Below are 13,041 nucleotides of genomic sequence, written 5' to 3'. Positions count from 1 at the left end.
TGTCACAGAGCCCGTAGGATAAGTCCGTCCGGGGAAAGGGGAACTGCGCTCAAAATCCGATTTGTGCAACAGAGCCCCAACAGCAAAAAAAACCGTGCACGCGCTGCGGCAAATAAGGGCGGTAACGCTGTGCCAAGGCGTTCAAAATAAGTCGAAGCGTTTGCACAGGCCCTTTCCGGACATTGGCCATGCCAAAACTCCGCTGGGTTCCGCCCGTTAGATCAGACTTTCGCAGCGCCTGCGAGCCCTGGCGATAGACATAATCATACTCTGCGGACCATACTGTCGCTCCAATCGGCCATGCAAATTGATGGCAGACTCAGCTCGAGTTCTTGATAACCAGAGGATTATATTGTGATGATGCCGGGAGTTTTTTTCGGCCAGCGCCCTGACGAAATCTTTTTTGGGATAGAACGGAAAACGGTTCGGTGCTGACAGCACCTGCTCTTTGGAGAAGTACCTTCAGTCGATCCGATGCATCGGACCTGTGGATATGTCGGACCGCACCAAAGCCAAGTGAGACAATGGAGGTACCGTTGGGTGCAATTGAGTTTCACCAGCGCTGCCGTCTTTTTTTCCCAATCCTGCGAGTCAAAGCACATTGTTATCATCTCGTTGTGCTTGTAAGGACGTTGCACAGTCCGAAAGGGCCGCGCCGTGCGGGCGTGATGGAATGGTAGACATATCAGACTTAAAATCTGAAGGGCGTATGCCCGTGTGGGTTCGAGTCCCACCGCCCGCACCAGGCACTTTCGAAAGCTGCATTCCGCCGCCCGGTTTGCGCGTCATCGGTATCGCAAATGCAGTGAAACGCAGCCTACGTCGTCATGGCGTCATATTCATGACCAGGACTATACCGGATACCCTAATTCCCGGATCAGCCTCCAGATGTCCTGGTTCGCGGCGGAAAGCTGATTGACGACCGCTTCGATTTCGCGAAGCGCATCATCATCTACCGTATCCGCGCGACCCAGTTTTATGTCGGTCTTGCGGTCAGCAATCCGCATCAGGATCGTTTTCGGGTTTCCGCTCTCCTGATCGAATGAATAGATGCAGTGGTTATACTTGTTTCGGATGCCCGAAAGCTTGCTGAGCCGTTGCGTGTGGTCAAGGATCGGGTCGCGAACCTGCGCGGGCCTTCCCTCCATCTTGGCAAGCCGTTCGACCAGATCAATACGCGCGCGGGTTGTGTTCAGGGTCAGGAAGATAATGACGGCCACGTCTTTCGACGTTCCGGAAAGGCCAGCGATCAGGTGGATCAGCAGGCTTTCGGTGTTGGTCCACATATAGTTCAGCCTGCCAACCAGAAGGATCAGGCGATCGAACCGGGCTTCAAACGTGTCAGTCAAGGGCGGAGTGCTGCGCCTCGTGTGGCGCAACCTCGTAGTAGAAATGCGCGGCAGCGGTGCGGTTGCTGACGCCGATCTTACCAACCACGTTGTGCATATGCAGTTTGACTGTGTGTTCCGTAATTCCCAGCTTGGCCGCGATCAACTTGTTGCTTTTGCCCTGCGAGACCAGTTGCAGGACCTGCTTCTCGCGACGCGTCAGCTTCAGATACCGCGATTGCTGGTCGACACCATTTGGGACATTTGTCACTGGACGGGCTGGGATGTCCCGCGTGCGCTGGCTTGGGAATGTGGCGCAATCGGCAAGGAAGCTGGGGAGGTACAGTTCTTCATGCATCAGCAGCCTGAGGATGGCGCGCCAGGCATCGGGCGCCACATTCATGGGTAGAAACCCAATTTCGCCGAACTGCGCGCGATCCCAGGATTCAAACATATGCCGGGCCGATTCTTCTTTGCGATAGGCAAATGCGAGACAGCCGGACCCGGTACTTTTGGTATAGGCCATTGGGCGCGCCAACAGGTCTTCAAGCATCATCTGGTCAACAACAATAATCTTGCTGCAGCCGGGTGTGTGGCCGTTCATCGCTTCGAGGGTTTCGAACCGCCGGGCACGAACCCCAAATTCAGTTTGAACGCTTCTTAGGGTCTGATTGGAGTAGAATAATTCTTTTCCAATAAAGACAACCGAAAAATCTTCTGAATAAAGATCCTGATTGGCAGTTTCTTCTATCAATGACACACTCATCACATTCCCTCGCAAACAGGGTCAACCAAAAATCTCTTTTTTGAGTTCTGGCGGTCTAAAATAGTTAACTAATCAAATAGGTAATTAACTTTTATTATACTCGAAAGCATGGTTTTCCACAACCGGGAGGAGTTCTTCCAGAGCCCGTGCCATAGAACTTTCGGTTAGGTTTCCGCTTGGATATTTGTGCAACCAGCGGAAACAATTGAATTATTTTGTTGCGATTTTTTGTAGGTGGGTCATGCGGGGCAGGCGAGCGCAAACTCAGGTGTGTTCTAAAAGTAAGTAATAAAAACAACACTGTAACCACCTCAAAACTTTCGACTAGCTAGGCGTGGGCGTGCGTCGCTGCGAACATGGCCGGGCTTCAATTGTCGAAGCGCCTGTCCCTGTCGCGCCGGTCATTGCGTATTTCAGCAGCCTTCATGATCCGCCGCGCTTTCGGCTTAGCCGGGAAAGGAGGTGGCCATTTAGAAACTTCCACAGACCGCTTTCAGCGCGTTCATGCGCTGCGCGGATATTTTTGTTTCAATCTCGCCTGATGCCGCTTTTTAGATGAATGGCGGTCTGGCGTTCCAGAAATAGGAATTTGTCATGAGACGTAATGTGAATAATACAAACGTAACGACCGTCGACGAAATTAATGTCGAGAATCTGGAAGCTCCGGTAAATGTTGAAATCCCGATTGATGAGGCGTTTGTCGAAGCTGATCTGACTGCACAACAGCAGCAGCAGGACCAGACTGTCGAAAACTCCAACGATCAGGGCCAGGACCAAAATCAAGGCCAGGATCAGGGTCAGGAACAAGGCCAGGATCAGGGCCAAGATCAGGGCCAGGATCAGGACCAAGGTCAGGATCAGGACCAGACGCTCAATGCCGGAGATAACACCAACGACAATTCAAACAGCAACGCGATCAATATCGACTTTGGTGGCGGAGAGTGGATTCCGCGCGATGATGATCAGGTTGATCTGGACTTCGGAGATAACGCGTCGGTTGGCGACGTAATCACCGCAGGCCGTGATCTAAACTATGATCCCGGCGATGACATGAATGTCGATATCTCAATGGATGGTGCCGGAACCGCAATGGCGTCCGTCAACAGTCAGGTCGCCAGTCTGAGCGATGACGACACGCTGGAATCGGCGTCAGTTTCGAACAATTCCGGTTTCTATCAGAATGGTAGCGCCTATGGCGGCACCGCCAACGCTGAAGAAGGTATCGGCGTCAAGTCCAGCGGTGGAGATTCGGGCGACGGTGGTACCAGCTATGGTGGTTCGGCAGACTCGACCACGCTGGGCAGCCATGCGTTTGGTGCCGGTGGCGATACCGGCAGTGCCGACGCGGACTCGAGTGGCGGCGCAGGTGGTGATACCGGTGACGCAAATAACGCCAGCATTGGTGTTGGCCTGTCCGGCGCAGGGGCTGACGGTGACAGCACCGGCGGCGACGGCGGCGACGCTGACAGTTCGTCTTCTGCTGACAACGACGGCAGCACAAGCGTTGATGGTGACGGAACCGGCGGTAACGGCGGAAGCGCAGATTCGTTTGGTCTGGGACTGGGCCTTGGTCTGTCCGGCTCGAATGCCTCGGGTAGCGCCGATGGCGGCGACAGCGATTCCGACTCGAGCGGCACGGGCTTTGGTCTGGCCGGCAATGACGTAGACGCCGAAGGTTCCGACGGCGGTGACGGCAGCGCTTCGACAGACGGTTCGTCTTCGAATTCCAGTGAGAGCACAACCGAAGCCAATGATGCAACTGCGGGCAGCAACGCAGCAGAAGGCAGCGCTGACAGTGGTGCGGACAGCTCGGCTGACGGAACTGGCGGACCTGGTACCGGCGGTGAAGGCTCGGGCGGCGAAGGAACCGGTGGTGAAGGATCCGGTGGCGACGGCACTGGCGGTGACGGTACCGGCGGTGACGGCGAAGGCGGATTTGCCGCTATGGTCGAAGCTGCAATCATGGCCCTGCAGGAAGAGCTTGGCATGGTTGATGCCGAAGCGGGTGAAGGCGGTGACGGAACCGGCGGTGACGGAAGCGGTGGCGACGGTTCGGGCGGCGATGGCACTGGTGGCGACGGCTCAGGCGGTGACGGTTCGGGCGGCGATGGTTCCGGTGGAACCGCCGACGCGGATTCGGATGCGCAGGGTGTTGGCGACCAGTCCGCAAGCGGGCCTGATATCAACCAAAGCCCGGGTGACGTGAACGGTGCGTCCAGCAATTCGCAGAACACGGATGGCAGCGGTGGTGATGGCGGATCCAATTCGGCCAACGGCACAGCGGACGCAGCGGGCTCTGGTACGTCTGCAGCAGACGGTGACGGCGGAGCAGGCGGCACAACGACGCCCACATCCACGTCTTCGGGCAACGGTGCCGGGTCTGCTGATGCGGCCAATACCGCCGGTGATGGCGGAGCAGCGGATGTATTCGGTGATGCCGATACAAACGGCGCCGCCGACAGCCTGGCCGAAGCTATCGCCGGATATGGCGGGTCGGGCATGTCCGATAACGATGCCACATCGACCGGTTCCGGCGATGCGACCGGTGCGGCCAACTCGGGTGCCGGTGGTGCCGGTGGCGCGTCCGCCGCAAATGGCGGAGCCAGCGGATACTCGACCGGCACAGCCATGTCCGGTGACACCATGGGTGGAACCATCACGGGCGGCAGCGCGGCTGGTGCGTATTCGGGTGACGGTGGTGCAGGCGGCAACGCTGGCAACTGGGGCTCGAATAACGGTGGCGATGGCATCGTGACCGGCGAGTCCTATGCCTCGGCAGCGGCTGTTGTCGACACCTCGGCCTTTAACCAGTCGATTGTCATGGGGGCCAACGTGCTTGGCAACTCGGTCGATACGACCATGGTCGGTGGTTCGATGACTTCGTCGTACGCAAGCGACGACAACGACGCATAAGTCAAAAGGCGGGGCCCGCATTATCGGGCCTCGCTGTTTTCGAAAATGCCGGGGCCGCGTGCAGTGGCCCCGGCCCAACTGAACCCAAAGCGGAAATTCTGGCCGGTGCGGGTGAAAAAGGATGACCGACATGGCCCTTGACGCAATTACGGAAACGATAGCGCATTTTGTTGGAACATTTGAACTTACGATCGAACAGGCCCGGCTGCGGGACCAGTATGATGAATTCACTGCCCTGAGGCGAAAAGCCGAAATTGACGGGCTGGACGATCCTGCTGCGATCCATATCAGGGCCGATCTTGATATCCCGGTGGGCGAGTACAAACTCCTCCCATACAATTTTGCCCCACCTCAACCTGACCTGCCGCTACCAGATGCGCCGAAGGGGCCTGTACATGAATCGGTGATTATCCTTGGTGGAGATGGGCCGGTTTCCGAGCGTTTTGTCCCGGACGACTCGATTGGACCTTCATCCGTTCCTACACTTGTCATTCTGCAGCCGGACAACGTGCCGTTGGGGTCGGCGGTAAGTTACACCATGCAGAAGGTTTTCCTGCGCGACAACGACACGGTGGGCGAGGGTGAATTTCGCGACACGGATGCGCTGATCGCAAAAGGTGAGCAGATGCTGGACATGGCGTTGTCACTTCATGCCGTGGCAAGCCCGTCATTTTCACTCGCGGACTACCAGTCAATCGAGATGGTCGAGGCACTGGCCGAACAGATGTTGAACCCGATGAACGGGGATGTGGATGGAGTCACCGTGTATCAGTTCCATGGCGATGATGCCTTGGGCGTGATTGTCAATGGCGAGCACATGGCCGAAGCACCTGAATGGACCGACCTGTTGCCTGCTTTCCATCAGCCGGATGAAGCGACTGGTGATGAAGCGGACACGCCGTGGCCCGCCGAATGGGACCAGTCCAAGGATTCCGATTTTGACGACGGGCATCTGGTGGTGACCGGTGGTAATCTGGCGATCAATGCAGTGTCTGCGACTATTGGTTGGGTGGATGCTCCGTACATTGTTGTAGGCGGGCAGGCCATCAATCTGACGGTCATCAGTCAGGTCGCGCTTGTTTCCGACTGGGACGTAGGTGCCATGAATGCCGGAAGCGGTACCAACCTGGTTCAGTCTTCGGTGATCGAAGTCGAAGGCAAAGAGGCCGCCTGGCTGGACGATGACGACGGAACAAGCGGCCAGCCCGCTTATGTTGTTGTCGACTGGGTTCACGGCGATCTGGTGGTCGCGAATTTCATCAACCAAAGTATTGATGCCACCGATATCGATCACATTCAGACCGAAATTTCAGCCACATCCACGCTTTACGTGCTGGGCGACAACGAAATGTACAATGTCGCCGACATCGTGCAGTTGGGCAGCTATTACGATTTGATCATGATCGGCGGAAACATGATTTCAGTCGATGTGCTGGTTCAATCCATGGCCCTTATGGATGACGACATCATCAGCGGCGGAGTGCCCGCGTCGGTGATAGACGGTGATGAAAACCTGCTCATGAACGACGCGTCGGTCAAAACGATCGGCAAGGACATTCACCAGGATATGCAACAGAATATGGCGGACGCGCTTGCCATACCGGAAATGGACATGGACGCGTTGGAAGACGCGCTTCTGAATGATCCGATGTTCGCCGGGATGGAGCAGTTGCGCGTCCTTAAGATCGACGGCGATCTTATACAGGTGAACATCGTCAATCAGGCCACGATGATGCTGGATCAGGATGATATAGACCTGTCCGGCCCAAATGCTGCCGGGGCCGATGTAGTCGCGGGCAGCAACGCCATGCTGAACACCGCGCATCTGACCAAGATGGGTGTGGACTCGACGGTCATGGCAGCTGACGGGTCGTATTCCGATCTGCTGCTGCACCAGGCCAGCCTGATCGACATGCCGGACAACGACGAGATTACCGCGATGACCAATGAGGCAATTGCAGCCATCATGGGTGACATGACCGTCGCGCAACCGGATGCGGCCCTGGCACTGAATACCCCAGCTCTTGATGCAACAACACCTGACGACGGCCTGCAAACCATGCTGGCCTGATCCCCCAAGATTTTTACCGAGTGACCAGAAGGTTTCTACATGTCGTTTGTTTTTTCGTCGCGCCGCCACCCTTTATCCAGCCCGCTGGACAGGCAAGGCGGGTTGGGTCTGAAGCGTCAGGATCCCGAACCTGGGACAGATCCTGCAAAACGGGCCACAGGTGCCACCACCCGACTGCATCTGACGCAGGAGTTCCGAGTGCCTGAACCAGGTCAAAACCGGCCGGTTGAAAACGATGCGTTGAAACCGGCCAAAGACCAGAAACACTCATGTGAACAACCGCGCGCTGAACCTCCCCATTGGCGTGCGCCGCCGCAGCCCGTGCAAGACAAGGACATTGCGGGCGGTGGTGACGGGGTGGCTGATGCTGACGGCCCGGATCATGCAACCGCGGACGAAACGACAGCGCGCAAGACCCCCTCTGCGCGCGCGTCCGGCGCGGATCACATGGGCGCGACGATCGAGGCCAAGGCAAACCAGCCACTGTTGCGGACAAACTCCGGCGGCGGTGACGGGAACGGGCCACCCCAAACCTTTCACAAGCGCACCCCGCCCGAGGATTTCCAGCGCACATTGCGGGATTCGATCCGGGCGATCCGGCGTAACCTTGCATTTGTTCTGGTGCTGACCTGCGCGACCAATATTCTGATCCTGTCGATTCCGATCTACCTGTTTCAGATCAGTGACAGGGTTCTGACCAGCCGATCTTTGGATACGCTGATCATGTTGACGGCGATCGTCGCCGGGGCCGTGATTTTTCAGTCAGCCTTTGATGCGGTGCGGCGGTTTACGCTGATGCGAACCGGTGTCGAGGTTGCCGTTCGTTTGGGTGCCCCGGTGCTTAGTGCGGCTGCGCACGCGTCGTTGCATGGAAACGGGCGCGAATATCAGACGCTTGGCGATTTGCAGCAACTGCGCGGTTTTCTGGTTTCCGGCACGCTGATCTCGTTTTTGGATGTGCCATTCGCGCCACTGTTCATTCTGATGATCTTTCTCGTGCACCCGCAACTGGGCATGATCGTCGTGGTGACAGCGCTGATCCTGATGACGATTGCGCTGATCAACCAGAAAATGACAGCCAAACCGTTTGCCGAGGCAAACAGGGCACAATCCATGGCGAACCTGCATCTGGATTCCATGTCGCGCAACAGCCAGATCATCAACGCCTTGGCCATGATCCCCGAGGCGGTGCGGATCTGGGGGCGGGACACGGCCCAGTCCCTGACCTGGCAGGTGCGCGCGCAGGACCGAAACGTGATCTTCGCGGCGATCTCGCGCGCTGTTCGTCTGCTGACTCAGATTGGCATTCTGGGTTGGGGCGCATTTCTGGCACTGCAGGGAGAGATTACCGGCGGAATGGTGATCGCGGCCTCAATCATTGCCGGGCGCGCCTTTGCGCCCATCGAAGGTTCGATTGAAGGGTGGAACAGTTACCTGCTGACGCGCGCGGCCTACGGGCGGATCAAGGCGCTGCTGTCAACCTCGGCCCTGCAACACGAGAAGTTGCGCCTGCCGCGCCCCGAAGGCCGGCTGGATGTTGAGCGGTTGCTCTATGTCCCCGGTGGAACCAAACGTGTGGTTCTGAACGGGATTACCTTCTCACTCACCCCCGGTGAAACATTGGCCATTATCGGCAATTCAGGTGCGGGCAAAACTACCTTGGGCAAAACCCTTGTCGGGTCCGTTCTGCCCACGTCGGGAAGTGTGCGGCTGGACCTGATGGATATCCGCAACTGGGACCCGCGCCAGTTTGGAGAAAGCATAGGTTATCTGCCGCAGGATGTGCAGCTGTTCCCCGGTACCATCAAGGACAATATCGGCCGGATGCGGGCTGATGCCACGGACGAACAGATCCACGACGCCGCTGTTCTGGCCGATGTACACAACATGATCGCAACCCTGCCGCAGGGATATGAGACTGTGGTGGCCTCCGATGGATCGCCTTTATCGGGCGGACAGAAACAACGCATTGCGCTGGCGCGGGCGTTTTTTGGGAACCCACGAATGGTGGTGCTGGACGAGCCGAACTCGAACCTTGACGTTGCCGGGGATAAAGCCTTGGCGCGTGCCATTGAACAGGCGCGCGAAAGCAAGATTACCGTGGTCGTCATCACGCAGAAACCGACGCTGCTGAACGTGGTCGACAAGATCATGTTGCTGACCGATGGGCGCGTCGCGCTGTTCGGTCAGCGCGAGCAGGTTCTTCAGCAGATCAACGGGCCGCGCAAACGGACCGGAATTGAAGGGCAACAGGGAGGCTGACCATGAATGACCTCGTACCCGTAAGGCACTCTGCCGGTGAACCTGACGTCTGGTATGCGGAAGTTCCGCGCTCGATCAACCGCTTCATTGTCATCGGTATAATCATGCTGGTCGTCTGTTTTGGCGGTTTCGGAGTGTGGTCCTTCAGCGCCCCGCTGGCGGCGGCGGTCATCGCGCAGGGCAGCTTTGTCGCCACCGGACGCAACAAGATTGTCCAGCACCTTGAGGGCGGGATCATCGAAGACATCAAGGTCACCGAAGGGCAATCGGTTCAGGCAGGTCAGGTGCTGATGACGCTGGATCAGACCTCGGCCCAGGCCAATGAGCGCGAGCTGTTCATCCGCAAATTGCGCTTGCAGGCGATGACCGAGCGGTTGCTGGCGGAATATGGGGAACGGGATCGTCTGGTCTTTACGCCAGATCTGGTCGAGGCCTCCAAAGACGTGGAAGTCATGGCCATTCTCGACGGTCAAATGCTCAGCTTTGATGTGTCGCGCAAGACCTTGCTGAATGATGTGGCACTTTTGGAACGCAATATGGAGGCTTTGAAGATCCGGGCAAGTGGCTTTGAGGCCCAATTGGACAGCATGGTCACACGTGCCGAGATCTTGCAGGAAGAGTACGAGTCCAAAAACCAGCTTTTCCAGAAAGGGCTGGTTCGAAAGGGCGAATTGAACACGATCCGGCGAGTGCAGGCCGAAGCCGAGGGGCAGCAGGCCCGGTTGCAGGCGGAGGCCGCTGAAATCAATCAGATGCTTCTGAAATACCAGGAACAGATTACGCGCACCCGATCCGCCTATCGCGAGGCTGCACTGGATGAATTGGGCGTGGTCGAGGCCGATCTGGAAAGCGTGCGCGAAAAATCCCGTCAGGCCCGTAATGTCCTGGACCGGGCCGTGGTACGGGCTCCGGTGACCGGGACAGTGGTTCGCCTGCATTATCATACTCCGGGTGGTGTGATCGAAACGGGCGAACCCATTGCCGAAATCCTGCCTGCCGATGCGCCGTTGATTATTGAGGCGCAAATCCCACGCACCGAGATTGATAGTGTGGTAACCGGGCAGACCGCCTCGGTGCGACTGATCGCGCTCAATCAGCGTACAACGCCGGTTTTGTACGGAGAAGTCTTTTATGTCTCTGCCGACGCGCTGCTTGAAGAGGCGGCAGGCGTTCCAAAAGAGGTTTATCTGGCGCGTATCTCACTTACCCCAGACGAGCTGCACCGGGTCAGCGGCTTTGTTCCGACCCCCGGCATGCCTGCGGAAATTATGATCCAAACCGAGGAACGAACTTTTGCGGCTTATATCGCCAAACCTGTGTCGGACAGCATGTCGCGTGCGTTTCGCGAGCAATAACCTAGGTGCCTAAGGCCGTTGTTCTACCTACATCGATTCGCCTATTACCCATTTGCGAGTTGCGTGTAGGAGAACGCGCGTGCCTTTGACGGTGCAAGACTTGGGTTTTCACACGCTCCACATCCTTGGCGGGTTGGCGGATCGGCTCAACGGTGGTTGCGAAATCACAGGTTCATGAAGCGTCAGATCTCCGCATCTGATGCAAATCAATGCAAAACACATTCGAATCGAGACATGTTTGGCCGGAAGTCATCATAAGGAACACCCGACCATGTTTCGCCTTGCCGCCATGCTGTATTCACTGATCGCCACTGCCATTTCAGGTTCTGCCGTAATCGCTGTGCTGTCTGCGGGATTGGTTTCCGTCAGCGCAATTGTCGGCGCAGCAGTTGCCGGGGCGGTGATCGCTGCTCCGGCATCGTGGATGGTGGCCCGGCGCTTGTACCGGGGCACCTGATCAGGCGTTCAGGAACGTCCGAACCGCTGCTTCGAACTCACGTGGTTTTTCGGCGTGCAGCCAATGCCCGGCTCCGGGTATTTTGGCAAAACGCGCGCCGGAAAACAGCGAGCGGATTTCAGGGCGGTGTTCCGGCAGGACATAATCCGATGCCGCGCCCGACAGGAACAGGGCGGGGCCATTCCATGTGGCGTCCAATTTGGGGAAGCCCATGATCTTTGGCATCTCGGCTGCAAGAACATCCAGATTAAGCAGCCACCGTTTTCCCTTGATATCCAGCGATTGGGTGAAAAAGCTTTGCAACGCTTTCTCAACGCCTTGATCGGCCAGCTGCATTTCCGCATCCGACCGGCGGGTGATGCGCGAAAAATCAATAGACCGCATGGCTTCGATGAACTGGATTTGGCTGTGCGCGTATTGAACCGGCGCGATGTCGGCGACCACCAGCTTGTTCACCAACCCATTGTGCCGCAGGGCCAGGGTCATGGCAGCCTTTCCGCCCATGGAATGTCCAAGAACATCCGCCACGCCGCCGATCTGTTCTATGACTTCGGCGATATCCTGTGCCAGATGGGGATAATCATGGTTCGGGTCCCACATGCTGTAAGCATGGTTGCGCATGTCCACCGCCACAACCTGCCGTTCGTCTGAAAGCCTTTTGGCAATGACGCCCCAATTCCGAGCAGATCCGTAAAGGCCGTGTGCTATTACCAGCGGTGGGCGGGCGGTCGGTTCGCCATGTACAATCGTGTTCAGCATAGCTTGCGTGATACAAGCGCCTACAGCGGATCACCAGCCCCATTGTAGGTCTTTGTGGTGCAGGCTAGATTGCGGCGGCAGGAGAGAGCCCATGCCTCAGGACCCAGACATTCAGACCCGGATCGCCGAGACGGTGGCCTTGCTGCGTGCCAAGCTTGGCGTGCGTGACAAGACGCTTGAGGCATCCATTCGCAAGGCAAAACGACGCCTGCCGCGCCGGGTGTACCGGCAGGCCATGGTGCTTGCCCGGTCCGAGGCGATGGCGTCGCACCCGAAGATGCGGTTGATTCTGGATACTCCCAAGCTCGTCAGGGCGTCGGACGTAGTGCAGGATCATCTGGGAAGCATCAATCTTGCGGATCGCAGGTGGGGCTGGTTCCTTGGATTGATGGGGGGGCTGGCTTTCAATCTGTTGGCTCTGACAGCGCTGTTGCTTGTTTTTCTGTGGTGGCGCGATTTGATTTGACTTTCAGACGGCTGCCAAGCTGACGCGTGGCCAGATCCCCCTCTATCGAAGCGACTGCTCAAACAACAAAAAAAACGGCGCCTCAAGAGCGCCGTTTTCTTTTCTTTTTAAACGTTTACAGGTTCGGGTATATGGGGAAGCGGCTGCAGAGGTCTGCGACCTGGGCGCGGACGCGGGCTTCGACTTCGGCGTTGCCGTCTTCGCCGTTGGCGGCCAGGCCGTCGACCACTTCGATGATCCAGTCGGCGATCTGGCGGAACTCGGCCTCGCCAAAGCCGCGGGTGGTGCCGGCGGGGCTGCCGAGGCGGATGCCCGACGTGATGGTCGGCTTTTCCGGGTCAAACGGCACGCCGTTCTTGTTGCAGGTGATATGCGCCCGGCCCAGGGCCTTTTCGGTGGCGTTGCCCTTGACGCCCTTGGGGCGCAGGTCGACCAGAACCACATGGGTGTCTGTGCCGTGGGTCACGGTGTCGAGCCCGCCCTTGATCAGCTGATCGCTGAGCGCCTGCGCATTGGTCACGACCTGCTGGATATAGCTTTTGAACTCGGGGCGCAGCGCCTCGCCAAAGGCCACGGCCTTGGCCGCAATCACATGCATCAGCGGGCCGCCCTGAATGCCGGGGAAGATCGCCGAATTCACTTTCTTAGCGATATCTTCATCATT

10 protein-coding genes and 1 tRNA gene are annotated in these 13,041 nt (G+C 57.6%); 7 read left to right on the top strand and 4 right to left on the bottom strand.

Features of this window, described 5'->3' with window-relative positions; all coding sequences use genetic code 11:
• Positions 1-659 precede the first annotated feature (659 nt).
• Positions 660-745 (top strand) — tRNA-Leu (locus AC2FPW_RS04535).
• Between the two features lie 106 nt (positions 746-851).
• Here the strand turns inward: AC2FPW_RS04535 and AC2FPW_RS04530 are convergent.
• Together AC2FPW_RS04530 and AC2FPW_RS04525 are read right to left on the bottom strand one after the other, a co-directional pair.
• Positions 852-1,349, bottom strand: coding sequence for a hypothetical protein (locus AC2FPW_RS04530; RefSeq protein WP_496812696.1), 498 nt, complete (start codon positions 1,347-1,349; stop codon positions 852-854).
• Positions 1,342-2,094, bottom strand: coding sequence for a helix-turn-helix transcriptional regulator (locus AC2FPW_RS04525; protein WP_496812695.1), 753 nt, complete (start codon positions 2,092-2,094; stop codon positions 1,342-1,344). Before AC2FPW_RS04525 ends, AC2FPW_RS04530 begins: the two co-directional genes overlap by 8 nt.
• A gap of 606 nt (positions 2,095-2,700) precedes the next feature.
• On the opposite strand from AC2FPW_RS04525, the gene AC2FPW_RS04520 reads away from it, so the two are divergent.
• The 5 genes from AC2FPW_RS04520 (at position 2,701) to AC2FPW_RS04500 (ending at position 11,152) form a co-directional block, all read left to right on the top strand.
• Positions 2,701-5,007, top strand: coding sequence for a hypothetical protein (locus AC2FPW_RS04520; protein WP_496812694.1), 2,307 nt, complete (start codon positions 2,701-2,703; stop codon positions 5,005-5,007).
• 130 nt (positions 5,008-5,137) lie between these two features.
• Positions 5,138-7,078, top strand: a complete 1,941-nt coding sequence (locus tag AC2FPW_RS04515) for a type I secretion protein (protein WP_496812693.1) — start codon at positions 5,138-5,140, stop codon at positions 7,076-7,078.
• 39 nt (positions 7,079-7,117) lie between these two features.
• Positions 7,118-9,340 carry a type I secretion system permease/ATPase gene (locus tag AC2FPW_RS04510; protein ID WP_496812692.1) on the top strand — a complete coding sequence of 741 codons (2,223 nt, stop codon included), beginning with the start codon at positions 7,118-7,120 and terminating at the stop codon, positions 9,338-9,340.
• 2 nt (positions 9,341-9,342) lie between these two features.
• Positions 9,343-10,695 carry an HlyD family type I secretion periplasmic adaptor subunit gene (locus AC2FPW_RS04505; RefSeq protein WP_480484913.1) on the top strand — a complete coding sequence of 451 codons (1,353 nt, stop codon included), beginning with the start codon at positions 9,343-9,345 and terminating at the stop codon, positions 10,693-10,695.
• Between the two features lie 271 nt (positions 10,696-10,966).
• On the top strand, positions 10,967-11,152 hold the full coding sequence (locus AC2FPW_RS04500; protein ID WP_267368020.1) for a hypothetical protein: 186 nt from the start codon (positions 10,967-10,969) through the stop codon (positions 11,150-11,152).
• Here the strand turns inward: AC2FPW_RS04500 and AC2FPW_RS04495 are convergent, their stop codons facing one another.
• Positions 11,153-11,911 carry an alpha/beta fold hydrolase gene (locus AC2FPW_RS04495; RefSeq protein WP_496812691.1) on the bottom strand — a complete coding sequence of 253 codons (759 nt, stop codon included), beginning with the start codon at positions 11,909-11,911 and terminating at the stop codon, positions 11,153-11,155.
• Positions 11,912-12,002: 91 nt separating this feature from the next.
• Between AC2FPW_RS04495 and AC2FPW_RS04490 the strand changes: the two genes are divergently transcribed.
• A complete protein-coding gene (locus tag AC2FPW_RS04490) occupies positions 12,003-12,377 on the top strand; it encodes a hypothetical protein (RefSeq protein ID WP_496812690.1) in 375 nt (124 codons plus the stop codon).
• A gap of 115 nt (positions 12,378-12,492) precedes the next feature.
• Here AC2FPW_RS04490 and AC2FPW_RS04485 read toward each other — a convergent pair.
• On the bottom strand, positions 12,493-13,041 hold a 549-nt coding region (locus AC2FPW_RS04485; protein WP_496812689.1), incomplete at its 5' end, for a PLP-dependent aminotransferase family protein.

This window comes from Ruegeria sp. SATB027 (assembly GCF_059613825.1).
Note: the sequence above shows the minus strand (reverse complement) of the source record. Positions and strands in the feature narration are given on the sequence as shown.